Source organism: Xanthobacter wiegelii, from assembly GCF_043193855.2.
GTDB lineage: Bacteria > Pseudomonadota > Alphaproteobacteria > Rhizobiales > Xanthobacteraceae > Xanthobacter > Xanthobacter flavus_A.
Map to the genome: position 1 here is coordinate 4,048,396 of NZ_CM195529.1, position 24,433 is coordinate 4,072,828.

Here is a 24,433-nt window from a genome sequence, read left to right on the forward strand (position 1 = left end):
CCGACAGGCGTCACGTTTCGACGAGGCCCGTCGTGTTGCCCGTGGCGGCCGAATCCGAGCGGCCGTGGGGCTTGGCCAGATATTCGCTCGATCGCATCTCGTGCAGGCGCGAGATGGTGCGGGCGAACTCGAACGCTTCCGCGCCGTCGGTGCCGAGATAGAGCTGCTCCGGCTCGGCGGCGGCCGAGGCGATGAGTTTGACGTTGGCGTCGTAGAGCGTGTCGATCAGCGAGATGAAGCGCTTCGCCTCGTTGCGCTGGTCCGGCCCCAGAATGGGGATGTGCTCCAGCACGATGGTGTGGAAGAGGCGGGCGAGGCTGAGATAATCCGGGTTCGGCCCCAGCGCCGCCTCACAGAGATCGGCGAACGAGAAGCGCGCCGCGCCCTGCCCCATGGCGGGAATGACGAGCTTGCGGCCCTTCAGCAGCATCTCGCCCGGCCTGCCTCCGCTGGCTCCGGCGAGCCGCCGCCACGCGGCCTCCACCGCCGCATCGGCGGCGGGCCCGAGCGGCGTGTGCCAGGTGCTCACGCCCTCCAGCTTCTCCATGCGGTAGTCGGTGCGCGAATCGAGGGACATGACCCGCATGCGCTGCTCGATCTCGCCGATGAAGGGCAGGAACAACGCGCGGTTGAGGCCGCCAGCATAGAGATCCTGCGGCGCAACGTTGGAGGTGGCGACCACCACCACGCCGTCGGCAAACAGCTTCTCGAACAGCCGGCCGAGGATCATGGCGTCGGCGATGTCGGTCACGTGGAATTCGTCGAAGCACAGCACCTTGGCCTCGTCGGCCAGCGCCTGCGCCACCGGCGCGATGGGATCGGCGCTCTTGCGTTCGCCCTTTTTCTGCGCCTGCCGCTCGCGGAAGATGCGCTCGTGAACGTCGCCCATGAATTCGTGAAAGTGCGCCCGGCGCTTGCCCTTGGCCGGCAGCGCGTCGAAGAACAGGTCCATGAGCATGGTCTTGCCGCGGCCGACCTTGCCGTAGACGTACATGCCCTTGGGCTGCACCGGGGCGCGACGCTGGAACAGCCAGCCGAGCGCGGAGGATTTTTGCGCCAGCGCCCGCTGCCGCAATTCCAGCTCCAGCCGGGCAAACTCTCCCACAACTTCCGCCTGGGCCGGATCCTCCGAAATGTCGCCCGCGGCGAGCCTTGCCGCATAGAGCTCCTGGACCCGCGCCGTCGTCTCGCCCGCCATGAACGTGTTCCCGTTCACCCGCCGTCGCCGGCGCCTTCATCTGCCGCGCCGCGTGTCGGCGCTTGTGCACTGCCGCATCCGCTTAGAGCAGATTGGCCCAAAGTTGAAGCGCAAGCCGGCGAACCAGTGACTTCGGGAGGCCATTGCCCCGTGGAGCGAAGCAGTAGAGGTTGGGGCACAGACCCGCACATGTGACCGCGCTAAGGCCAAAATCCGCGTTCATCCACCGTCCCGCCCGACAGGAACAGCCGAGCCCGCACGATGGAGTCCCCCGCCCCGCAGTCAGCAAGCCTCGTCCACACGCGCGAGCCGTTCGCCCGCAGCGTGAAGCGCTGGCTGGCCGACCATGATCCCGGCGGCATCGACACCACGCGGGCGCTGGCGCTGGGCATCTCCTTCGTCATCGTCATCGTCTCCGGCTATGCCACGTCGGTGGGATTCCGGCTGGGCATGGATACCACCTTCCCGATGATGGCCGGCTGCGCCGCGCTGGTGATGATCTCCTTCACCCCCGGCGCCAGCGTCGCCGCCGAAGGGCGCAACATGCTGCGCCTGTTCGCCCTTTCCGTGTCCTTCCTTGCGCTCCTCACCGCCATCGGCCCGGGCAACGGGCCGGCCAACGACATGGTGCAGAAGCTGCTGCTGGTTCCCCTGTCCTTCATCGCGCTGGCGCTCAGGCGCACCGGTATGGACGGCCAGCGCCTCGGGCTCGCTCTGATCGTGGTGGCGACGGTGGGCACCATCATCCGCCCGACACGCATGGAGGCAGCCCTGCTGCTGCTCGCCTTCTGCCAGGGGGCGCTGGTGGCGGCGGCGGTGCGCCTGTCGCCGTGGCGGCCGTCAGCGGTGAACGCCTTCGTCGATACCACCCTCGACATGCAGGGCGCGGTCGCCGCCTATCTCCGCGAGCTGTCGGCGGCGGTGCGCGACAATCATCCCTTCCCTCCGGATGCCTCCGAGGTGCTGGAAAACCTGCGCGGGCGGGTGTGGAACGCGCTCGCCAACGCCATTGCGGAGGACCCCGGCGCCCAGCCCGATTTCGAGCAGCTGCGCGTGCGCTTCTATCGCCTGCGCGTGGCGGTGCAGCTTCTCGCCGGCTGCGTGCCCAAGAACACGCCGGATTCCGTACCCTGGCGCCACCCCTTCGCCGCCGCCGCCGACCACATCGCGCGCCGGCTGGAGGCGGTGGATGTCTCCGATATCCACGCCGAGGAGCGATTCGAGCGGGCAGTGGCGCAATTGCGCCATGTCGCCTTCTCGCCCGAACTGCCCGGCGAGGCGCGCTTCGCGCTGCTGCGGGCGCTGACCGCTTTCGACCGCCTGTCCATGGTCGTCACCGGCATCGCGGCGGCCGAGATGGCGCCCTTCCCGCCGCCCCATCCGGATGCGGAAGACGATACCCTGCCCCCGCGGCAACGGGCGATCCCGCTCTTCGTGAAAGGGCCGGACGGCCGGCAGATCCTCTCCGCGCCCTATCGTGTCGCCTGCCAGGGCGCGGTGGCGACGGCCATCACCACCGCCTTCGATCTCCTGGTCCACCTCGATCACGCCTATTGGGCGACGATGACGGTCATGTTCGTCATCGGCAACAGCGTGGGCGAAACCTACATGCGGGTGCGCTACCGCACGGTGGGCACCCTCATCGGCGTGGCACTGGGTTTCGCCGTGTTCCTCGCGCTGGAGGGGCAGATCTGGCTCATGGCGGCGTTCTGCATGCTGGCGCAGATGATCGCTGTCATCACTCAGAAGGACCGCTATGACATCGCCTCCGCCGCGGTCGGCCTCTCGGTTGTGCTGGGTCTGCACATCATCTCCGGGCTCGGGCCGGAGGGCATGATCGCCCGCGTCTACGAGACGGCCATCGGCGCGGCGGTGGCGCTGGCGGTGTCCTTCATCGTGCTGCCGGTCTACCTCACCGATCAGGTGCGGCCGGAGGTGCGGGCGCTGCTCAGGCGCTGCCGCTCGGCCTTCGCCTCCTGGTGGCCGCATCCCGGAGAGGCCACCAGCGTCGCCGCCCTGGTGCAGGACGTGCGCGGCCTCGGCCTGCGCCTGCCCCATCTCGGTGCCGAGCAGGTGTTCGGCCATTCCGCCGGAGACGTGGCGAACATCGTCTCCACCCTCGACGTACTCATCACCTATCTCGCCCTCATGGAAGACGTGGCCCACCGCCTTGCCGCCGCCAATCCGTCCGAGGAGCTGGTGACGGTGGTGGAGGCCGCCCGCTCGCGCACGCTCACCGCCTTCGAGGTGGTGCTGGGGGAGGCTGGCTCCGGCAGCGCCGATGCGGCCAATCCGGCCGTCGCGGCCGCCGTTTCCACCGTGCTGGGCCTCGCCGACGATGCGAAGCTCAGGGAAACCCTTCCGCTGGTGGCGGACTATCTCGCCTATTCGGACGCGCTGCTGCGGCCGCTGCGCGAACTGAATGCCGGCCTGCGCGACAAGCCCTGGCGCAAGGAAGACATGATCGCCGCCGGCGCCGCCCCGGCGACGCCCGCGCCTTAGATCCAGCCTTGATCGCGGTGGACGTGGCTGTAGAAAAGAAATCGAGGTGACGGCCGAGCAGAATTGGATCGTGACGACCATCACCCATGCGGGGGGACGATGAAGAGGGCTGGCTTTTTCGATTTGGTCGCCGTGATGGCGCTTACGACCGCGGGAACGCATCTGGCCAACGCCCAGACGCCCATCGATCTCGGCACAATCTGGAACGAGCAGGAAGCCGGATGGCAAGGCGTGTGGACGCGCGTCGGCCGGTCGAACACATTTCAGGCCGTCTGGACCAAAGACAATCGCGTTGTCCGCGCCACTCTTCAGATGGTGGTCAGTGGAAATGTCGTTTCGATCACGCGGGATGACACGTCCGGGCCTGGTGTCGGCAAGGCCGGCTGCGAATATACCGGAACCGTAAAGGGCAACACGGTCGCTGGCGATTACAATTGCGCCTGGTCGAAAGCTGCTGGAAAGTGGAAGGCGACCATTTCGCGCTGACCAAGCGAGCCGTGTCTGGCGCCCGGTGCGGCTTTCTTGAACGATGGCCCGAGCGGTTTGATTTCAATCCGCTCGGATCGGGGCGCTACAGCGCCATCGGCTTGAAGTGCTTCGACAGCTTCAGCCCCTGCCCTTGGTAATGGGAGCGCATATCCGCGCCGTAAAGCGTGTGGGGACGTGCCGCCATGCGCTCGTAAACGAGGCGGCCCACGGTCTGCCCGTGCTCCAGGATGAACGGCACCTCGCGCGAGCGCACCTCCAGCACCGCCCGCGCGCCGCGCCCGCCGGCCGCCGGATTGCCGAAGCCGGGATCGAAGAAGCCGGCGTAATGCACCCGGAACTCGCCCACCAGCGGATCGAACGGCACCATCTCCGCCGCATAGTCCGGCGGCACATGCACCGCCTCGCGGGAGGCGAGGATGTAGAAGGCGTCCGGATCGAGCACGAGACTGGCCGGCCGGTCGGGCCGCACGTGGATGGGCTCCCAGAAGTCCGCCACATCCAGCACGCCGGCCTGATCCACGTCGATCACGCCCGTATGCTTCTTGGCGCGGAAGCCCATGAGACCGCCCAAGGCGTCGCCGGCGAGATCCACGCCCAGCGCGATGCCGCCCGCCGCCACGTCCGGGCTTGCTGCATCCACGAGACATTCGGCGGACTGGAGGTTCAGAAGCTCAAGGTCCGACAGGCGCGACACGCCGCGCCGGAACCGCACCTGCGACAGGCGCGAGCCGGTGCGCACCAGGATGGGGAAGGTGCGCGGGGAGATTTCGAGATAGAGCGGGCCGTTATAGCCGGCCGGGATGGTGTCGAAGGCCCGCGCGCCGTCGGTGATGACGCGCACGAACACGTCCAGCCGCCCGGTGGAGCTTTTCGGATTGGCGGCGGCGGCAAGGTCCGCCGGCAGCTTCAGCCGCTCGAACAGTTCCACGAGATAGACGCAGCCGGTCTCCAGCACCGCGCCTCTGGTGAGATCGAAATCGTGCAAAGCGAGGTCGCTGAGCCGTTCCTTCACCGAGACCCCGGCGCCCGGAAGAAAGCTCGCGCGCACGCGCCACGCGGTGCGGCCGAGGCGCAGGTCCAGGCTCGCCGGCTGGATCTGGTCGTCGTCCAGCGCCTTGCGGCAGGCGATGGCGCCGGATGCCTTCAACAGACCGATCGCCTCGGCGGGCAGGATGCCGGGCTTCAGATGCTCCGTGGCACGCATCGTCATATCCGCTTTCCCGTCCTTTTTGTTCGATTTACCGGACGGAGCCCTTGACGCCAAGGGGGCCCCGCTCTTTAGTGCGGCGGTGGAGAATTTGAGCCGGCCGGCTTGCAGCCACGTTAAACAACCATGCTAAAAGGCCGGGGAGACGACAAGGCACATCGTCCGTGCTGCAGGTCCATCTGCGCATCTGGCGAACGCCCGGTCCGATCCCCTCGGCCTCCCCCTCGGAGACCGTCATGTCCGTGGCGCCAAAGCCCACCCCCCGGTTCGTCCCCCGCGATCCCCTTACACTCCACCCGGAAACACGGCTAGTCCATGGCGGGACGACGCGCTCGCCCTTCGGCGAGACCTCCGAGGCGCTCTTCCTGACGCAGGGCTTCGTCTATGACGATGCCGAAAGCTGCGAGGCCCGCTTCAAGGGCGAAGATCCCGGCTTCGTCTATTCGCGCTATTCCAACCCCACCACCGCCATGTTCGAGGAGCGCATGGCGCTGCTGGAAGGCGCGGAAGCGGCGCGTGCCACCGCATCCGGCATGGCGGCTGTGAATGCCGCGCTGCTGTGCCAGCTCTCGGCCGGCGACCATGTGCTCGCCGCCCGCGCCCTGTTCGGCTCCTGCCGCTGGATCCTGGAGGACTTCCTCCCCCGCTTCGGCGTCGAGACCACGCTCATCGACGGCGGCGACCTCGACGCCTGGAAGGCGGGCGTGAAGCCCAACACCAAGATTTTCTTCCTTGAGAGCCCCACCAACCCGACGCTGGACCTCATCGACATCGCCGCGGTGGCGGAGATCGCCCACGCGGCGGGGGCGAAGCTGGTGGTGGACAATGTGTTCGCCACCCCCCTCCTCCAGCATCCGTTCGAGTTGGGTGCCGACGTGGTGGTCTATTCCACGACCAAGCATGTGGATGGTCAGGGCCGCTGCCTCGGCGGGGTGATCCTCGCCTCGAAGCAGTTCGTCACCGACCACCTCCAGACCTACCTGCGCCAGACCGGCCCCTCCATCTCCCCCTTCAATGCCTGGATCATGCTGAAGGGGCTGGAGACGCTGGCCCTGCGCGTGGAGCGCATGCAGGCAAGCGCCGGCAAGGTCGCCGATGCCCTCGCCAGCCTTCCCGGCGTGGAGAAGGTGATCTATCCCGGCCGTGCCGATCATCCCCAGGCGGAGCTGGCGAAGCGGCAGATGAAGGGCGGCGGCACCCTCGTGACCTTCGTGGTGAAGGATGGCAAGGAGGGCGCCTTCCGCTTCGCCAACGCCCTGCGGCTCATCCGCATCTCCAACAATCTCGGCGATGCCAAGAGCCTCATCACCCACCCCGCCACCACCACCCACCAGCGATTCACGCCGGAGACGCGGGCGGAGATGGGCATTTCCGACGGTCTGCTACGCCTTTCGGTGGGTCTCGAGCATGCCGACGATCTCATCGCCGACCTGGCCGGTGCCGCCGAAGCCTTGTGATTGCTAAGGTTGCGGCGCGCACCTTGCCGCGCTGCACCACGCCCTGTTGCGTGCCGGCGACAACGCAGGTTCACTAAGCGCCCGCGGGGGCATTTTCTCCCGCGGTGTGGGGAGGTCGAGCGGGTATGTACCGCGCCATCACTCGGAATATTCAGGTGACCGCGACGCCGCGTTATGTGGCGGAGCGGTCGGAGCCCGACCAGGGCCGTCATTTTTGGGCCTATACGATCGAAGTGGCCAATTTGGGCCAGGAGACGGTGCAGCTCAAGGCGCGCCACTGGATCATCACCGATGCCAACGGCCGCACCGAGGAGGTGCACGGCGCCGGCGTCGTCGGCGAGGAGCCGACCCTGCCGCCCGGCGGCCGGTTCGAGTACACAAGCGGCGTGCCGCTCACCACGACCACCGGCATCATCCGCGGACGCTACGAGATGGTCACCGACACGGGGGAGGCCTTCTCCATCGAGATCCCGGCCTTCTCGCTGGACGTGCCGGACGTGCGCCGCGTGCTCAACTGACCTCATCCATCCGCCCGGCGAAGGCCGGGCGGGACGATTTCAGCTTCAGCCTTTCCGCTTTAGCCATTTCATAGCCCCTGTCCTTTATTGACGTTGCAGCGAACCGGGCGAGAGGGGAGATCATGCACGCGGGCATTCCCACGGTGGAGGCCGAGGCCGTATCCGTCCTCAGCCTGCGCCCGGTCGCGGCCACGCTCGGCATCCTGCTCGCCATCCTCGGCGCCGCCATGCTGGCACCGGCCGTTGCCGATTTCGCCGCCCGCGCCAACAGCCGGGAGACTTTCGCGGGCGCCGCCTTCGTCGGCTCCGCCGCCGTCACCATCTTTGTCGGCGTACTCTTGTGGATGACCGGGCGCGGCCAGCTCACCCGCAAGCTCGACCTGCGCCAGGCCTTCGTTCTCACCACCTCGGTCTGGGTGGTGCTCTCGGTGTTCGCGGCCCTGCCGCTGATGTGGGGGCCGTCTCGCCTCTCCTTCACCAAGGCGGTGTTCGAGAGCATGTCCGGCCTCACCACCACCGGCGCCAGCGTCATGTCGGGACTCGATGCCATGTCGCCGGGCATCCTCCTGTGGCGGGCGCTGCTGCACTGGTTCGGTGGCATCGGCATCATCGCCATCGCCATCGCCGTGCTGCCGGTGCTGTCCATCGGCGGCATGCAGCTGTTCCGCACCGAATCCTCGGACAAGTCCGAGAAGTTCCTGCCGCGCGCCGGCAGCATCGCCAAGCGCCTGCTCCAGGCCTATGTGCTGCTCACCATCATATGCGCCGGATGCTATCTGGCGGCCGGCCTGAAGCCGTTCGATGCGGTGACGCTCGCCATGTCCACCCTGTCGAGCGGCGGCTTCGCCAATTCGGATTCCTCAATCTCGGTATTCGCGAACCCGGCCGTGGACTATGTGGCCATCGTCTTCATGCTGGCCGCGGCCATGCCCTTCCCGCTCTACGTGCGGGCGCTGTCGGGGGATGCGAGCCGCCTGTTCACCAATCCCGAGGTGCGGGTCTTCCTCGCCATCGTCGCTCTGTTCACGCTTCTGTCCTTCGCCCAGCAGAGTCTCCAGGGCATCGCCAGCGGCGAGACCGCGCTGCGGGGCGCGCTGTTCACGGTCAGTTCGCTCATCTCCACCACGGGCTTCATGTCGGTGGACTACACGAACTGGGGGCCGTTCTCGGATTCCCTCTTATTCGTGCTGATGTTCCTGGGCGGCTGCACCGGCTCCACCTCGGGCGGGCTCAAGGCGCTGCGCATCTCGATCACCGCCAAGGCCATCCGCCAGCACCTGAAGCGCATCTCCTTCCGCGCCGGCATCTTCCCCATCCGCTATGGCGGGGCGCCGGTGGCGGACGACGTGGTCGGCTCGGTGCTGTCCTTCGTCTTCCTCTATCTGCTCACCTTCTTCCTCATCGGCGTGGCGCTGAACCTGATGGGGCTCGATCTGCGCACCGCCTTCTCGGCGGCCATCGCCTGCCTCGCCAATGTGGGGCCGGGTCTCGGGCCGGTGGTGGGGCCGGCCTCCAATTTCGGCAGCCTGTCCGATCCCGCCCTGTGGCTGCTCACGGCGGCCATGATGCTGGGGCGGCTCGAAATCCTCACCGTTCTGGTGCTGTTCATGCCGCGCTTCTGGCTGCGCTGATCACGCCGCTCCCGTCAGAAGTGGGCCATATAGCCGCCGTCCACCGCCAGGATCTGGCCGGTGATGTAGGACGCCGCCGGGGAGGCGAGGAACACCGCCGCCCCCGCCACCTCTTCCGGATGCCCCCAGCGGCCGAGCGAGGTGCGGCGGGAGAGCCATTCCCGCAGCGTCTGGTCGCGCGACTGCGCCTCGTTGGCAGCGGTCAGCATGTAGCCGGGCGCGATGGCGTTCACCGTGATTCCGTGCGGGCCGAGATCGGCGGCGAGCGCGCGGGTCAGCGCCTCCAGCCCACCCTTCGCCGTTGTGTAGGCGGCATCCCCGGCGCGGGAAAGCGGACCGGCGATGGAGGTGATGTTGATGATGCGCCCGCCCGACTTGCGCGCCACCATGCCCCGCGCCACCTGCCGGGTGAGATGGGCGGGCGCGAGGAGGTCCACCTCCACCAGCCGGCGGAAATCGGCATCCTCCATGTCCAGGAAGGCGCGACGGTCGCGGGCGCCGGCATTGTTGACCAGGATGTGGATGGGCGGCGCCTTGGCCATGGCCGCATCCACCGCTGCCGCGTCAAACACGTCGAGCAGGAAGGGCTCGGCCTTGCCGCCCTTGCGGATGATGGCGGTGACGGCCGTGCCGAGCCGGTCGGCATGACGCCCGTTCACCAGCACATGGGCGCCGGCCTGCGCCAGCGCCATCGCCATCTCGAAGCCGAGCCCCGAGGCCGAGCCGGTGACGAGGGCGGTCTGTCCGTCGAGGGCGAAGAGGTGGGTCACGGCGGGGCTCCGGGGTTGTTCTCCCCTGCCTACCGCTCCTGGGGGATTCAGGCCAGCAGATAGCCGGTGAGCGCGCCGCAGATGGCGAGGGCGAACAGGCCCCCGTCATGCAGCGCCAGCGCGAGGCGGCTCGGCTGGCCGGACTGGTAGATCCACGCGGTCGCCCCCACCGTCGCGACCGACCAGCCCGCGCCGACGCAGATCAGCGCCGCTGTGATGCTCTCCGGCGTCCCGAGCCGCTGGAGCGGCACGCCGATGGCAACGAGCACGACGCCCGTCAGCGCTATGGCCAGCGGCGGCAGGCGGTCCCCAGCGAGGGCCAGCGGCACGGCTGGCGCATACATGGCCGCCACGTGCAAGGCGATGAAGCCGAACACCGCCGCCCCGCCGATGCCGCAGCCTACCAGCGCCAATGGCGCTCCGGACATGACGGCGTTCATGCCGAACCAGGCGATACCGGCCACAACGGTCGGCCAGACGATGGCCGAGAGCGGCGCGGTCACCTTGGGGCGGAAGGTGGAATTGGGATCGTCCGCCAGCATCACCGCGACGCCGAGCGAGCAGGTGTGCGCCAGAGCCGCCAGCGCAGCGGCGCCGACGAGGAAGAAGGGCGCCGCGAGGCTTTCCGCGAAGCCCGCCAGCGTCGGCCCGGCCACGGCCGCGAGGAGGCCGCCGGCCAGCACGCCGGCGGTGGCGGCGGCAGGCCGTCCGCTCGCGGCGGCGGCCTCATGCCGGTAGAAGAAGGAGAAACCCTGCGCCATGCCGAGCCAGAGGGCGCCGAGGCAGGCCCAGGCGAACTGCCGCTGGATCAGCGCCGCCACCAGCAGCGCGCCGCCGGCGATGCCGAGGGAGGCGCCGAGCGCAAAGCCGGTGCGCCGGCCGAAGGCATCGCGCAGGAAGGAGGCGGGGAAGGAGGCGAGCGCCGCGCCCAGCAGCAGGGCCGCGAACGGCCACGTGACCAGTTCCGGCCGGGGCGCCAGTTGCGCGCCGGCCAGTGGCAAGGCGGCGGAGGCCACCGTCTGCGCCAGCACGGCGAAGGCAAAGCCCAAAGCCAGGCCGAAGGTGGAGACCGCACGCGGGCCGTTGTCATTGGCCGGGGCATCGAGCTGCGGGTCGCAGACGCAGACCAGCATCCCCGCGCGGGGCTCGGGAGCGGGCGCGGCACGCCTCACGGCCGGCGCCTTTCGGTTTGCTTGCTATCCGGCAAATCGTCATCGGAGAGCATGCGGACGGCCGCGCCGTCCAGGTCGTCATACTGCCCGCTCTTCAGGCTCCACAGGAAGGCGAACAGGCCGCCAAGGCCGAGCAGCAGGGCGAGGGGCACGAGATAGACGAGGACGTTCACGCCGCCACCTCCGTGAGCGCGACGGTTTCGCCCGCCGCGCCGTCGTCCCCCACCGCCTCTTCCTTGCGCCCCGGACGGGCCGCGCGCAAGGCGTTCACGGTCACAAGGATGGAAGAGCCGGACATGGCGAGCGCCGCGACCAGCGGCGTCACGAAACCGGCGATGGCCAGCGGTACGGCGATGATGTTGTAGCCCACCGCAATGGCGAGGTTCTGCCGCATCAGCCGCGCCGCCGTGCGGGCGCCGTCCACCGCCGCGAGCACCGGCCAAAGGCGGCGGCCGAGGAACACCGCATCGGCATGGGCCTGCGTGACCGCCGCGCCGCTTGCCGGCGAGAGGGAGACGGCTGCTGCCGCAAGGGCAGGCGCGTCGTTGAGGCCATCGCCGACCATGAGCACGCGGCGGCCCGCACCCTTGAGGGCGTCCAGCGCGGCGATCTTGTCGGCGGGATTCAGGCCGGCCTCGGCCGCGACGATGCCGAGGGCCTCGGCCACCGGTACCACCGCCGCCGGCCGGTCGCCGGAGAGGATGCGCACGTCGAGGCCGCGGGCCTTCAGCTCGGCGACCACCTCACGCGCATCCGGCCGCAGCGCCTGCGCGACGCCCATGACGAGCACCTTCTCGCCGTGGCGGAAGGCGATGAGGGAGGCGTCGGCGGGCAGGTCGGCGGGAGCCGTGGCCTCGCAGAAGGAGAGGCTGCCGAGGCGGGCGCGGCGGCCGTCGATGATCGCCTCGATGCCCTGCCCGCTCACCTCGGTGACGTGCTCCAGCGCCGGCCCCTTGGCCCGGCCTGCGATGACGCCGGCGAGCGGATGACGGCTCGACAAGGCCAGCCGGCCGGCCAGCGCCACCAGTTCCGGATCGGCGCCGCGCGGCAGAGCGAGGGCCGGCTCCGGCAGGGTCAGGGTGCCGGTCTTGTCGAAGACGATCGTATCCACCGCAGCGAGGCGCTCCAGCATGTCGCCGGCATTGATGAGGAGGCCCGCGCGGAACAGCCGGCCCGCCGCCGTCACCTGCACCGCCGGGACAGCCAGCGCCAGCGCGCAGGGGCAGGTGATGATGAGCACGGCGACCGCAATCATCACCGCATCGTGCAGCCCGGCGCCGGCCAGCAGCCAGCCGATGGCCGAGACGAGGGCGGTGAGGTGCACCATGGGCGCATAGAGCCGGGCGACGCGGTCGGCGAGGCGCACATAGGCGCCCTTTTCGGCCAGCGCGCCATCGAGAAGGCGCTGTACGTCGTCAACCAGGGTGTTCTCGCCGCCGGCGGTGACGGTGAGGTGCAGCGCGCCCTCCCCGTTCAGGCTGCCGGCATAGACATGGTCTCCGGCCTTCAGCGCGCGCGGCAGCGTCTCTCCGGTGACGAGGCTTTCGTCCACCGCCGAGCGGCCGGAGGCGACCACGCCGTCCGCCGCGACCCGCTCGCCGGGATGGATAAGTATGGTGTCGCCGGGCTGGAGCGCCTGCACCGGCACTCGGATGGGCACGCCGTCCGCTCCGATGCGATGGGCCATCTCGCCCCGGAGCGCCGCGATGTTGCCGGCCGTGGCGCGGGTGCGCCGGCGCGCCTCGTGGTCGAGGTAGCGGCCGGCGAGAAGGAAGAACAGCAGCATGATGGCGCTGTCGAAATAAGCGTGCGGCTGGCTCATGGCCGTTTCGAGCACGCTCATGCCCAGCGCCAGGGTGACGCCGATGGTGATGGGCACGTCCATGTTCAGCCGGCCGGAGCGGATGGCCCGCACCGCGCTCTGGAAGAAGGGCTGGCCGGCATAGGCCGCCGCCGGCAGCGCGATGAGGGCGGAGATCCAGTGGAAGAAGTCGCGCGTCTCGGGGGTGATGTCGGTGACGTTGCCCGACCACACCGAGACTGACAGCAGCATGATGTTCATGGCCGCGAACCCGGCGACGCCGAGGCAGCGCAGCAGCCAGCGGGCGTGCCGCGCCTCGCTCTCCTCCGCCCGGCCGGCGAAGGGATGGGCGCGGTAGCCGAGCGCTTCCAGCTGCCCCACCACCCGGTCCGGCGCGGCGCCGTCCGACCAGGCGACGGTGAGGCGGTGGGTCGAGTAGTTGAGGCGGGCGCGCACCACCCCGGGCAGCGCCTTCACCCCGTTCTCGATCTCGCCGATGCAGGCGGCGCAGTCGATGCCGTCGATGGCGAGGCTCATCTGCGCCAGGCCGTCCTCGGACGTGCCGACGAAGATGGAATAATCGATCGCCTCGGACATCTTCAGGTCCCCGGGGGCTGCAGGGAGGGTGCGGGCTCAGAGCACGCGCCGATCTGATTGCATCGCAATCCGATCGGATAACGCGTTCTCCTTCTTCGAGTTAGAGGGCGATTCACCGATCAAGTTGTTTCAACTTGATCGGATCGCGCTCTAGCACGCGGCACGGGTCAGCACCGTGCCATGAAATAAAGTGAGTACGACAGGCCGGCGGCGCGACGAACCGCCCAGCCTCTCGTACTCAAGGCACGGACGGCACTGGACGGTAGCCGCCCGGCAGTCTCGATGCCGCCTCGGGAGGCCCGGAGGAGGCCTGATGCCCGTTCAAGCGGCTTACGGAAGCTGCACACGATTCTTGGACCGGAAGACCCGCTCGCCGCCTTGCGCAAAATCAATCACCAGATCCCACTGCCCGGCCCCGGCCTGGGTGCGGGCCCGGTAGCGGCCTTCGCCCTGGGGTTCGAGATCGAGCACCACATCGCGGCGGGCGTCGGTGGGATGAGCGAGCTCGCCATCGGCGACGAGGTTGGTCAGCGGCTTTCCGGCCGCGTCGCGCACGACGACATCGATCTCGCGGGCGCCGCCGCCGGGAGAGGCGAACGCCACGTCCACCTTCCAGTGCAGGGCCGCCTGCCGCTCGGCCGCCTGATGCTCGGCGGTGAAGGCGAGTCCCGCCTTGTAGGAGCTATCCGTCTCCACCCCCGCGAAAGTGGTGACGGCGAAGCGCGCCATGATGACGTTGACGCCGATGACCACGCCGAAGAAGGCGAGGAGCATCAGGAGCACAGCGCGGCCGGTCAGCTCACGCGAGGGCTTCGGGGCATTGGCGGCCGGGGCAGAGGCTCGAGCCATGGACTTATCCTTCCGTGCGGCCCGCTCAGGGGCCGATGAAATGATCGGTGACGGAGGCCGACAGGCCGGAGGCCTTGTCGCGGATGCGGAACGTCACCGGCAGAGAGGCCGAGGGCGGCAGCTTGTCGCCGGTGGTGACGAGCACCCGCACCTCGCGCGTCTGGTCCGGGCCGATGGTGAGGCCGTCCGCATTGTCGCCGACCACCTCGAGGGTGGCATCGGGAACGCCCTCGACGGAGAGGATGAAGGTCCGCTCTTCCAGCTTCTTGTTGATGAGGCGGATGGTGTAGGCGTTGCGGATGGCGCCGCTGGAGAGCCGCACGAACAGCGGGTTGCGGTCATGGATGGCGGCAACGCCCTCCGTGGAGCGCCCGATCAGGGCGGTCAGCATGAGGCCCGAGACGAAGGCGATCAGCACGCCGTAGAGGATCGTGCGCGGGCGCAGGATGCGCTGCACGAAGGGCTTGCCCGCGGCACGCGCCTCGAGGTTCGCCTCGCTCTCATAGGTGATGAGGTTCCCGGGCCGGCCGATCTTGTGCATCACGGTGTTGCAGGCATCGATGCACAGGCCGCACTGGATGCAGGGAAGCTGCATGCCCTGGCGGATATCGACGCCCGTGGGACACACGGCGACGCACTGGCCGCAATCCACGCAATCGCCCGCGGGCTGCCCCTTCTCGCGGAGCGCCGCCGCCTTCTTCACCGAGCCGCGGGGCTCGCCGCGGTCGTAGAGATAGGTGACGTTGAGAGCGTATTCGTCCGTCAGCGCCGCCTGGATGCGCGGCCACGGGCACATGTAGGTGCAGACCTGCTCGCGCATGTGGCCAGCGAGGGCATAGGTGGTGAAGGTCAAAACCGCGATGGACATGTAGGCCACGGCGGGTGCCTGGAAGGTGGCAAGCTCCACCACCAGGGTCGGCGCATCGGCGAAGTAGAGCACCCAGGCGCCGCCGGTCCACCACGCGATCAGCAGCCAGATGGAATGCTTCAGCGTCTTGTGGGCGAACTTGTCGATGGTCCATGGCCCGGCGTCAGCGATCATCCGCTCGCGGCGGTCGCCCTCGATCAGGCGCTCCACCGCCATGAACAGGTCAGTCCACACCGTCTGCGGACAGAGGTAGCCGCACCAGACGCGGCCGGCGACCGCGTTCATCAGGAACAGGACGAGTGCCGCGAGGATGAGAAGGCCGGCAACGTAATAGAATTCCTGCGGCCAGATCTCGAGGAAGAAGAAGTAGAAGCGGCGGGCCGGGAAATCGATGAGCACGGCCTGATTCGGCGCGTCCGGCCCGCGATCCCAGCGCACGAAGGGTAGGAGATAATAGATGCCGAGCGTGATGCCCAGCAGCACCCACTTGATGGTGCGGAAGCGGCCGTGGACGCTCTGGGGATAGATCTGGCGCCGGGCCTCGTAGAGCGGGATGTCCTCATCGCCGCTCACGACCACGGGGGCCTTCTTGTCCTCGGACTTGGTGGACAGGGCAGTCATCATCTTCACCGCGATTTGCCGGTCATGACGGACCAGCCATACGTCGGGGCCTTGCCCCTCGGGTGCACATCCGGAGACCCCCGTCTCCGGCCTGCATCGCTACATTCATATCTTAGAATGTAGCTAGTATCCCCAAAGCAAAAGGTCGCGCCGACGTTTGGTCGCGCGACCTTTTGGCATTTCCCTGCGGCCTGATCCGGACGGTGCGCGTGTCCGTCCGGAAGGATGGCCGGTGGGCGTGTCCGGGGCGGATGTCCCGGACCTCCGGCTCAGCGTCCGCCGCCCAGCGAATGGACGTAGACGGCGAGCGCCTTGATGGTCGTCGGGTCGAGACGCGCATGCCAGGCTGGCATCACGTTGCCGCGTCCGTTGACGATCCCGTACTCGATGGTGGCCTTGTCGGAGCCGAAGAGCCAGATGCCGTCGGTGAGGTTCGGGGCGCCCAGTTCCAGGTTGCCCTTGCCGTCCTCGCCATGGCAGGCGGCGCAGTTGGCGGCGAATACTTCCTTGCCCTTGTCGAAGTCCGCACCGGGCTTGGCGATACCGGAGAGGGTGCGCACATAGTCCGCCACCGCCGAGATTTCCGGCTTCTGCAGGATGCCGTCCTTGCCGAAGGCCGGCATGTTGCCCTGGCGGGTGTCGGGATCGGTGGAGCGGATGCCGTGCTCGATGGTGGTCTGGATCTGCTCCAGCGAACCGCCCCACAGCCAGTCGTCGTCATTGAGGTTGGGGAAGCCGGTGGCACCGCCGCCGCCCGCGCCGTGGCAGGGCGCGCAATTGTCGGCGAAGGCCACGCGACCCTGCGCCCGGGCGAGGGACAGCAGCGCCGGCGTCTGCTCGATCTGTTCGAGCGACGCGTTGGTGAGCTTCGCCGCGCTCTCGGCGCGGATGGCATTGAGGTCGGCGATCTGCACGGCCACCGCCGAGCGCGAATGCCAGCCGAGGATGCCCGGCGTCGCGGAGGAGACCAGGGGCCAGGCCGGATACAGGATCCAGTAGCCGATGGCCCACACGATGCAGGCGTACCACACCCACAGCCACCAGCGCGGCAGCGGGTTGTTCAGTTCGGAGATGCCATCCCATTCATGGCCGGTGGTCGAGACGCCGGTTGCCTGGTCGACCTTGCCGTGGGTGTCGTGGGTCGTGCTCACGGGATCAATCCTCTTTGAGCGGAATATTGGCGGCGTCGTCGAAATCCTTCTTCCTCTTCTTGGAAGGCCAGAAGGCGTAGGCGACCACCAGCAGGAAGGCGACGACGAAGAGGATCAGGCCCCCCGTCTGGGCGAAGGCCGCGAGGCCGAGATAGGTGTCTTGCATCCCATCACCTCACATTCGCCTGGTTGTCGTAGAGCTTGAAATCGACCAGCGTGCCGAGCATCTGGAGGTAGGCGATGAGCGCGTCCGCCTCGGTCAGCTCCCCCGGATTGCCGTCGAAATCGCGGCCCTGCGCCTTGGGATAGCGCTTCAGGAGCCCGTCCGAGTCGGCGGCGTCGATGGTCGCCTGGGTCTTCAGGTCGTCCTGCGCCTTGGCGATCATCTCGTCCGTGTAGGGAACGCCGAGGATCTGCTGAACCCGCATCTCCTCGCCGACGTGCTTGGCGTTGAGTCTGGTCTTCGCCAGCCAGGGGTAGCTCGGCATGATGGAGGCCGGGACCACGGAGCGCGGGTTGTTCAGATGCTCCAGCTGCCACAGGTCCGAATACTTGCCGCCGACGCGGGCAAGGTCCGGTCCGGTGCGCTTGGAACCCCACTGGAACGGGCGGTCGTACATGCTCTCGGCCGCCAGCGAGTAGTGGCCATAGCGCTCCACCTCGTCGCGCAGCGGGCGGACCATCTGCGAGTGGCAGTTGTAGCAGCCCTCACGGACGTAGATGTTGCGCCCCGCCAGCTCCAGCGGCGAGTAGGGGCGCATGCCCTCCACCTTCTCGATGGTGCTCTTCAGGTAGAAGAGCGGGGCGATCTCCACGAGACCGCCGATGGCGATCATCACCAGGATGCCGAGCATCAGCCAGTAGGAGTGCTTCTCGAAGATCTGGTGCTTGGACCAGATGGAGGTGCCTTGGTTTGCCATGCTCGCCTCCTCACTCGGCCGCCTGCAGGGCGAGCTCGCGCTCGGCTGCGGTCTGGGGCGTGGTGATGGTCTTCCAGATGTTCCAGGCCATGATGAGAGCGCCCGTGAGGAAGAGGATGCCGCCCAGGGCACGGATCACGTAGAGCGGATGCATCGCCTCGACCGTCTCGATGAACGAGTATTCGAGGAAGCCGAGCTGCGTGTAGGCGCGCCACATGAGGCCCTGCAGGATGCCCGCGACCCACATCGAGGAGATGTAGAGCACGATGCCGAGGGTCGAGACCCAGAAGTGCCAGTTGATGGCCTTGACCGAATACATTTCGCGCTTGTTCCAGAGCCAGGGCACCAGGCAGTAGATGGCGCCGAAGGAGATGTACGCGACCCAGCCGAGCGCGCCGGAATGCACGTGGCCGATGGTCCACTCGGTGTAGTGGCTGAGCGAGTTCACCGCCTTCACCGACATCATCGGGCCTTCGAAGGTGGACATGCCGTAGAAGGCGACGGCCACCACCATCATGCGGATGACGGGATCGGTGCGCAGCTTGTCCCAGGCGCCCGAGAGCGTCATGAGGCCGTTGATCATGCCACCCCAGGAGGGCATCCACAGGATCACCGAGAAGGTCATACCCAGCGTCTGCGCCCAGTCCGGCAGAGCCGTGTAGTGCAGGTGATGCGGGCCGGCCCAGATGTAGATGAAGATCAGCGCCCAGAAGTGCACGATGGACAGGCGGTAGGAATAGACCGGCCGCTCAGCGCGCTTGGGGATGAAGTAATACATCAGGGCGAGGAAGCCGGCGGTCAGGAAGAAGCCCACCGCGTTGTGGCCGTACCACCACTGGAACATGGCGTCCTGCACGCCGGACCACAGGATGTAGGACTTCGGCGAGAAGACCGACACCGGGATCGTCGCGTTGTTGCCGAGATGCAGGACCGCGATGGTGATGATGAAGGCGAAATAGAACCAGTTCGCCACATAGATGTGCGGCTCGGTCCGCTTCAGCACCGTCACCAGGAACACCAGCAGGTAGGTGACCCAGACCACCGTCAGGAACAGGTCCGAATACCACTCGGGCTCGGCGTATTCCTTGCCCTGGGTGATGCCGAGCAAATAGCCCGTACCGGCGATGACGATGAAGAAATTGTAGCCGAGGATCACGAACCAGGGCGCGAGGTCGCCGGCGAGGCGGGCGCGCGAGGTGCGCTGCACCACGTAGAAGGAGGTCGCGATCAGCACGTTGCCGCCGAAGGCGAAGATCACCGCCGAGGTGTGCAGCGGGCGCAGCCGGCCGAACGAAATCCAGGGCAGGTCCAAATTCACCATCGGGAAGGCCAGCTGCAACGCGGCGATCACCCCGACGAGGAAGCCGGCGATGCCCCAGACCACCGCGAAGATCGTGCCGACCTTCACCACGTCCATATTGTAATTGGGCTTGCCGTCGATGAATTGCGGCGTCGCACCGGCCGGACGCGCCATGTAGCGGTTGCCGATGGCGAACACCGAGGCGATGCTCGCCGCGGCGAAAAGATAGGCGTGGAAAGCATATTCGGAGGTGTAGGCCTTCGCCGCCACGACAATCGAGAACAGGGCGAAGAGGGAGAACACCCCGATGAGAGCGCCCTCACCCCACCTCATCGACTTCGCCGGGGGCTGGATTGGAGCTTGCAATGTTGTCATCTGTGGACCCTTCACGCCGGAGCGCAGAACGACACCCGGGGGACTAGGACGCAGATCAACGCCCTAGGACCGTTTTTCACCTTGACGCATGTCAAAGGCTATGCCCGGCGAAATACGGATGTGCGCTGTGGCGGGCCGTCGCAAGTTGCCAAGCCAAATGCCGCAGCGCAGCGGACATCAGGTCGCATAGCCTTCGTGCAAACGCTGGGCGCGCGAGCCTGGAACGCCTCCAGGCTCCACCACATCGCGCACTATTTTCCACAGGACGAATTCGGGCAAGCGCCAAAGCTTCGCGGCCACATGCCGCACGGCTTTTAGTCTAGAGTTTGCCGGAATCTCGCCACGGCGATGGCCATCGCCACCAGCATCAGCACCACGAGCGCGCCCGCGTCGGTGGTTAGGTCGGAGATGCCCGAGCCCTTCAGGAGAATGCCGCGTACCATCCGCAAATAGTGGGTGAGCGGCAGCCCCTCGCCGATCCACTGCGCCCACAGCGGCATGCCCGAGAAGGGAAACATGAAGCCGGACAAGAGGATGGAGGGCAGGAAGAACATGAACGACATCTGCACCGCCTGGAGCTGGTTCTGCGCCAGGGTGGAGAAGGTGTAGCCGATGGACAGGTTGACGACGATGAACAGCAGCGTCGCCACCGCCAAGAGGATCGCGCTGCCCTCCAGCGGCACGCCGAAGAGAATCATCCCCGCGCCCATGATGAGCAGCGCCTGAAGGATGCCCACCAGCACATAGGGCGTGATCTTGCCCAGCATGATCTCCACCGGGTGGATGGGCATGGAGAGCAGGCTCTCCATGGTCCCGCGCTCGATCTCCCGCGTCACCGACAAAGCGGTGAAGATGAGCATGGTCATGGTGAGGATGGTGCCCAGGAGGCCCGGCACGATGTTGAGCTGGCTGGTGCCGGCGGGGTTGTAGCGCCGGTGCTGCACGATCTCGAACGCGGCGCTGCCCGGCGCATCCACGAACCGCTCGCGCGCGAGCGCGGAATTCACGACCCCGGCAAGCGCCGCCAGCGCATTGGCCGAGCCGACCGGATCGGTGGCATCGGCCGCGACCAGCAACTGGGGCGCATCCCCCCGCCGCAGCGCGCGCTCGAAGCCGGCCGGGATCTCCACGAAGAACAGCACATCGCCCGAGCGGATCATGTGCTCGGCATCCTCTGCACTCTTCACCTCGCGCACGAAGGCGAAGAAGGCGGTGTTGCGCAGCGCGGCGAGGATGGCGCGGCTGACGTCGTTGTTCTCGTGGGTGAAGACGGCGGTGGGCAGGTGGCGCGGCGTGGTGTTGATGGCGTAGCCGAACAGGATCAGCTGCAACAGCGGGATCATGATCATGGTCGCGAACGTCACCCGGTCGCGGCGGAGCTGGATGAACTCCTTCACGATCATGGCGCCGACGCGCGTGAAGAAGCCGCCCCGCGCGGCGCGCGCGCTCATCGCAGCTCGTCCTTGGAGCGGCGCATCAGGTCGATGAACACGTCCTCCAGCGTCGGCGCATCGGCGCGGAAGGCGAGGCGCTCATCGGCCCGGAAGGGGGCGAGGGCCGCCTCCAGCGCCCCTGCGTCGCGGCCGGAGATGTGCAGGGCGGTACCGAAGGGCGCCACCATGTCCACGCCCGCCCGCTGGGCCAGATCGCGAGCGAGGTCGCGGGCGATGCGGCCGGCCTCCTGCCCCGCCTCGCCCTTCACCTCCACCGTCACGGTGGTGAGGCCGGCGGCGGCGATCACGCTCTGCACCGTGCCCTGGGCGAGCAGCTTGCCGTAGGCGATGTACGCGATCTCGTGACAGCGCTCGGCCTCGTCCATGTAGTGGGTGGAGACGAGGACGGTCAGCCCTTCGGCGGCGAGATCGTGGATCTGCTCCCAGAACTCGCGCCGGGCCTGCGGATCGACGCCGGCGGTCGGCTCGTCGAGAAGCAGGAGGTCGGGACCGGGCAGGATGCAGGCGCCGAGCGCCAGCCGCTGCTTCCAGCCGCCGGACAGCGCGCCGGCCAACTGCTTGCCGCGCCCCTCGAGCCCCAGCCGCTTCAGCGCCTCGGCGGCGGCCGCCTCCGGCTTGTCGACGCCGTAGAGGCGGGCGACGAACTCGAGATTCTCCCGCACGGAGAGATCCTGGTAGAGCGAGAAGCGCTGGGTCATGTAGCCCACATGCTCGCGGATCGCCCGGGACTCGGTGAGGATGTCCATGCCGAGGCAGGTGCCCCGGCCCGCGTCAGGCGTCAGCAGCCCGCACAGCATGCGGATGGTGGTGGTCTTGCCCGAGCCGTTGGGGCCGAGGAAGCCGTAGATCTGTCCGCGCCGCACCCGCATGGTGAGGTTGTCCACCACACGATGCCCGCCGAAGCTCTTGGAGAGGCCTTCCACCTCGATCACCACCTCCGGATCGGGCGCCGAAGCCGCCTGCGCCGTTGTGCTCACGGGGCGGCTCCGAGGGTCACGTTCACCGGCTGTCCGGGCTTTGCCCTGGCCGGATCGTCGGGCCGCGCCTCCACCATATAGACGAGCTTGGAGCGCTCCTCGCGGCTGTAGATGACTGGCGGGGTGTATTCGGCCTGCGCCGCGATGAAGGACACCTTGGCGGTGAAGGGGGCGCAGCCGTCGCAGGTTACGGTGACGGGCGCGCCAGCCGCGACCTTCGGCAATTGCGCCTCGGGCACGAAGAAGCGCACCTTCACCAGCCCCGGCGGCAGAACGGAGACGATGGGCCGCCCCTCCGGCACCATCTCACCGGGCCGGTAATAGACGGTCTGCACGGGGCCGTCCGCCGGGGTCTTCACGGAGCGTCGATCCAGCCGGATCTGCGCGGCGGAGAGATTCGCCTTCGCCGTTTGGACGGCCTGTTCGGCGGCCTCGATGTCCTGTGTGCGCGAGGCGATACGGGCGGCGGCGATGCGGCGCTTGGCCTCGTCAAGGGCGGCCTGGTTCTGGTCGTACTGGTGCTGGGCGGAATCGAGATTGGCCTGAGAGGAGGCGCCCTTGGGCACCAGCGTCTTCTGGCGGTCCAGCTCGATACGGGAGAGATCGAGCGCGGCGGCGGCGCGGCGCTCGGAGGCTTCCAGCACCGCCACCTCCTCCGGCCGCTGGAGCGGCGAGCGGGCATTGGCGAGGCGCGCCTCGGCTTCCCGAAGCTGCGCGGCGGCGGCATCGCGGTCGGCGATCTGGAGATCGTCCTCCACCTTCGCCAGCACCTGCCCGACCTTCACCTGCGCCCCTTCTTCCACCAGGAGCGCGGTGACACGCCCCGGCTCGGTGGGGCCGATGAAGACGAGATCGCCCTCCACATAGCCGGAGAAGCCGCCTCCCTTGTCCCCGTCGCAGCCGGCGAGGCCGAGCGCGGCGAGGGCAAGCATGGCGCACAAAGCGGGAGCGCGTGTCACGTCTCTCTCCATCCAAGGCCGCGCAGGATCAGGTCGCGATGGGCGGCAAGAAACCGGCGCACGTCCAGGGGGTCGAATGTGCCGAACATGCTGTTCCACACCACCGCCACGATGGCCGGGGCAATGACGAGCTGGGGGAATTGGGCAGGAATGTCGCTGTCGATCTCGCCGCGGGCGATGCCGCGCGCGACGATGGCGCGGATGAGCGCGAGGCCGCGCACCACGACTTCCCGGTGATAATAGGCGGCGAGTTCGGGAAAACGCGGCCCCTCGGCAATCATGAGGCGCACAAGAGCCTGAGCCGGCGCTTCCAGCACGCGCTGGGCGAGAAGCTCGATAAGTAGGTCCAGCAATTCCCGCGTCGTACCCGGGAACAGGGCGACCATGCCGCCGGCATCCACGATAACCGGCGAGAGGTTCTCTTCCACCAGTCCCCGGAACAGCGCCTCCTTGTCGGAGAAGTAGAGATAGAGCGTGCCCTTGGCGACGCCCGCCCGCCGGGCCACGTCCTCCAGCCGCGCGCCGGCGAAGCCGTGGGCCGCGAACTCGGCCAGGGCCGCGTCGAGGATGGACCGCCGCCGCTCTCCCCTGTCCATAGCCGGCGCGCGCCGACGCCGGGCCTGCGGCGACGAGGGGCTCTCCTGCGAGTCTTTGGGCATCTGCGGCATGGCAACTCGCAATGACTGACCCGTCAGTCATTAGCATGGTCAATGGCGCGATCCAACTGCTGGCCTAGGGTCAAGCCGGCAAACAGGGTTGCGGCGAAGCAACAGCGGCGAAAGATCGCAAAAGGCGGAGGTAACTAAAAACCGGGCAATTAAGGTTAACAGAAGGTTGACGGAGCCAAGCCCGGCGGCTTGAGGCATTATCTTTTTGTTAACTCCGCTCGGACCCCGGCAATGTCGAAGCGCGTCTCGCTCCTCAGCCTTCTTCTGGCGCTGGCCGCATGGGTCGCGCTTCTGGGCGCAAGCGTCCCCGCCGCCGCGCAGCAGGACACGCGCGGGCATTTGCGCCTTGCCAATCTGGCCGCCACCTTCGCGCCGCGCCATCTTGCCGACGGGCGCTATACCTCCGCCCCGTCCGGCTACGTCCGCTTCTGCGCCGACAACGGCGGCGACTGCCGCGCCGCCGGGGCCCTCATGCCGGCTATCCGTCTCGACGCCGAACACAAGGCCGAGCTTGAGCGCGTCAATCGTACCGTCAACGAAGTGGTTCAGCCCGAGACAGATCTCGATCATTACGGCGAGACGGAGCGCTGGGCCTATCCCGACGACCGCCGCGGCGATTGCGAGGATTATGTTCTCGAAAAGCGCCGCCGCCTCATCAACGCCGGCTGGCCCACTTCGGTTCTGCTCATCACGGTGGTGCGCGATCACGAGGGCGATGGTCACGCCGTCCTCACCGTCGTCACCGACAAGGGCGACCTCATCCTCGACAACCAGGAAGCCGAGATCCTCACCTGGACCGACACCGGCTATCGCTTCGTCAAGCGCCAGTCCAAGGAGGATCCCTCCCAGTGGGTTTCGCTCGGCGAAGCCCGGGTGCCGCCGGTGGTGGGCACCGGGCGCTGACAGCTTGACCGTCAAAGGGTCGCCTCGCCGGCTCCTGCCTCAGCGA

At 67.9% G+C, this 24,433-nt stretch carries 22 protein-coding genes and 1 riboswitch; of the genes, 6 read left to right on the forward strand and 16 right to left on the reverse strand.

Going from position 1 to position 24,433, the window contains the following annotated elements; translation table 11 throughout:
• Positions 1-10: 10 nt before the first annotated feature.
• Entirely contained in the window at positions 11-1,198 is a 1,188-nt protein-coding gene (gene zapE / locus V5F63_RS18925; protein ID WP_394027845.1) for a cell division protein ZapE, read from the reverse strand.
• A 261-nt stretch (positions 1,199-1,459) separates the two neighbouring features.
• Between zapE and V5F63_RS18930 the strand changes: the two genes are divergently transcribed.
• Both V5F63_RS18930 and V5F63_RS18935 read left to right on the forward strand, forming a co-directional pair.
• On the forward strand, positions 1,460-3,700 hold the full coding sequence (locus V5F63_RS18930) for an FUSC family protein (RefSeq protein WP_394100625.1): 2,241 nt from the start codon (positions 1,460-1,462) through the stop codon (positions 3,698-3,700).
• A 99-nt stretch (positions 3,701-3,799) separates the two neighbouring features.
• Entirely contained in the window at positions 3,800-4,186 is a 387-nt protein-coding gene (locus tag V5F63_RS18935; RefSeq protein ID WP_394100624.1) for a hypothetical protein, read from the forward strand.
• Positions 4,187-4,271: 85 nt separating this feature from the next.
• On the opposite strand, the gene V5F63_RS18940 is transcribed toward V5F63_RS18935, so the two are convergent.
• Complete coding sequence (locus V5F63_RS18940) at positions 4,272-5,399, reverse strand: 2'-deoxycytidine 5'-triphosphate deaminase (RefSeq protein WP_394100623.1); 1,128 nt, start codon at positions 5,397-5,399, stop codon at positions 4,272-4,274.
• Between the two features lie 69 nt (positions 5,400-5,468).
• Positions 5,469-5,549, forward strand: a riboswitch (SAM riboswitch).
• Positions 5,550-5,632: 83 nt separating this feature from the next.
• Here V5F63_RS18940 and V5F63_RS18945 point away from each other — a divergent pair.
• From V5F63_RS18945 to V5F63_RS18955, 3 genes are all read left to right on the forward strand, one after another.
• The gene (locus V5F63_RS18945; protein WP_394100622.1) at positions 5,633-6,853 is read left to right on the forward strand and encodes an O-succinylhomoserine sulfhydrylase; all 1,221 of its coding nucleotides are present in this window, start codon (positions 5,633-5,635) and stop codon (positions 6,851-6,853) included.
• Between the two features lie 125 nt (positions 6,854-6,978).
• Positions 6,979-7,371: a Co2+/Mg2+ efflux facilitator ApaG/CorD gene (gene apaG / locus V5F63_RS18950; RefSeq protein ID WP_209484922.1), complete on the forward strand. Its 393-nt coding sequence runs from the start codon at positions 6,979-6,981 to the stop codon at positions 7,369-7,371.
• Between the two features lie 122 nt (positions 7,372-7,493).
• Positions 7,494-9,002 (forward strand): TrkH family potassium uptake protein, encoded by a 1,509-nt coding sequence (locus V5F63_RS18955; protein WP_209484925.1) that lies wholly within the window; start codon positions 7,494-7,496, stop codon positions 9,000-9,002.
• A gap of 14 nt (positions 9,003-9,016) precedes the next feature.
• Here the strand turns inward: V5F63_RS18955 and V5F63_RS18960 are convergent, their stop codons facing one another.
• The 14 genes from V5F63_RS18960 to V5F63_RS19025 all read right to left on the reverse strand — a co-directional run bounded on the left by V5F63_RS18960 (position 9,017) and on the right by V5F63_RS19025 (position 23,484).
• A complete protein-coding gene (locus V5F63_RS18960) occupies positions 9,017-9,772 on the reverse strand; it encodes an SDR family oxidoreductase (protein ID WP_394100621.1) in 756 nt (251 codons plus the stop codon).
• Between the two features lie 47 nt (positions 9,773-9,819).
• Positions 9,820-10,944, reverse strand: coding sequence for an MFS transporter (locus V5F63_RS18965; RefSeq protein ID WP_348634245.1), 1,125 nt, complete (start codon positions 10,942-10,944; stop codon positions 9,820-9,822).
• Positions 10,941-11,117 (reverse strand): cbb3-type cytochrome oxidase assembly protein CcoS, encoded by a 177-nt coding sequence (gene ccoS / locus V5F63_RS18970; protein WP_209484928.1) that lies wholly within the window; start codon positions 11,115-11,117, stop codon positions 10,941-10,943. Before ccoS ends, V5F63_RS18965 begins: the two co-directional genes overlap by 4 nt.
• The gene (locus V5F63_RS18975; RefSeq protein ID WP_394100620.1) at positions 11,114-13,342 is read right to left on the reverse strand and encodes a heavy metal translocating P-type ATPase; all 2,229 of its coding nucleotides are present in this window, start codon (positions 13,340-13,342) and stop codon (positions 11,114-11,116) included. Before V5F63_RS18975 ends, ccoS begins: the two co-directional genes overlap by 4 nt.
• 330 nt (positions 13,343-13,672) lie before the next feature.
• A complete protein-coding gene (locus V5F63_RS18980) occupies positions 13,673-14,191 on the reverse strand; it encodes a FixH family protein (RefSeq protein ID WP_394100619.1) in 519 nt (172 codons plus the stop codon).
• A 25-nt stretch (positions 14,192-14,216) separates the two neighbouring features.
• Positions 14,217-15,680, reverse strand: coding sequence for a cytochrome c oxidase accessory protein CcoG (ccoG, locus tag V5F63_RS18985; protein WP_394100618.1), 1,464 nt, complete (start codon positions 15,678-15,680; stop codon positions 14,217-14,219).
• Positions 15,681-15,949: 269 nt separating this feature from the next.
• A complete protein-coding gene (ccoP, locus tag V5F63_RS18990; protein WP_209484936.1) occupies positions 15,950-16,831 on the reverse strand; it encodes a cytochrome-c oxidase, cbb3-type subunit III in 882 nt (293 codons plus the stop codon).
• Between the two features lie 4 nt (positions 16,832-16,835).
• The gene (locus V5F63_RS18995) at positions 16,836-16,997 is read right to left on the reverse strand and encodes a cbb3-type cytochrome c oxidase subunit 3 (protein WP_394100617.1); all 162 of its coding nucleotides are present in this window, start codon (positions 16,995-16,997) and stop codon (positions 16,836-16,838) included.
• Positions 16,998-17,001: 4 nt separating this feature from the next.
• Positions 17,002-17,751: a cytochrome-c oxidase, cbb3-type subunit II gene (ccoO, locus tag V5F63_RS19000; RefSeq protein WP_394100616.1), complete on the reverse strand. Its 750-nt coding sequence runs from the start codon at positions 17,749-17,751 to the stop codon at positions 17,002-17,004.
• Positions 17,752-17,761: 10 nt separating this feature from the next.
• Positions 17,762-19,426 carry a cytochrome-c oxidase, cbb3-type subunit I gene (gene ccoN, locus V5F63_RS19005; RefSeq protein ID WP_209484942.1) on the reverse strand — a complete coding sequence of 555 codons (1,665 nt, stop codon included), beginning with the start codon at positions 19,424-19,426 and terminating at the stop codon, positions 17,762-17,764.
• A gap of 314 nt (positions 19,427-19,740) precedes the next feature.
• Positions 19,741-20,877, reverse strand: coding sequence for an ABC transporter permease (locus V5F63_RS19010; protein ID WP_209484944.1), 1,137 nt, complete (start codon positions 20,875-20,877; stop codon positions 19,741-19,743).
• A complete protein-coding gene (locus tag V5F63_RS19015) occupies positions 20,874-21,857 on the reverse strand; it encodes an ABC transporter ATP-binding protein (RefSeq protein WP_394100615.1) in 984 nt (327 codons plus the stop codon). The genes V5F63_RS19010 and V5F63_RS19015 overlap by 4 nt, the downstream gene beginning before the upstream one ends.
• Entirely contained in the window at positions 21,854-22,816 is a 963-nt protein-coding gene (locus V5F63_RS19020; protein ID WP_394027841.1) for an HlyD family secretion protein, read from the reverse strand. The genes V5F63_RS19015 and V5F63_RS19020 overlap by 4 nt, the downstream gene beginning before the upstream one ends.
• The gene (locus tag V5F63_RS19025) at positions 22,813-23,484 is read right to left on the reverse strand and encodes a TetR/AcrR family transcriptional regulator (RefSeq protein ID WP_394100614.1); all 672 of its coding nucleotides are present in this window, start codon (positions 23,482-23,484) and stop codon (positions 22,813-22,815) included. The genes V5F63_RS19020 and V5F63_RS19025 overlap by 4 nt, the downstream gene beginning before the upstream one ends.
• Before the next feature lie 231 nt (positions 23,485-23,715).
• On the opposite strand from V5F63_RS19025, the gene V5F63_RS19030 reads away from it, so the two are divergent.
• Positions 23,716-24,387, forward strand: a complete 672-nt coding sequence (locus V5F63_RS19030) for a transglutaminase-like cysteine peptidase (RefSeq protein ID WP_394100613.1) — start codon at positions 23,716-23,718, stop codon at positions 24,385-24,387.
• Positions 24,388-24,433: the final 46 nt, after the last annotated feature.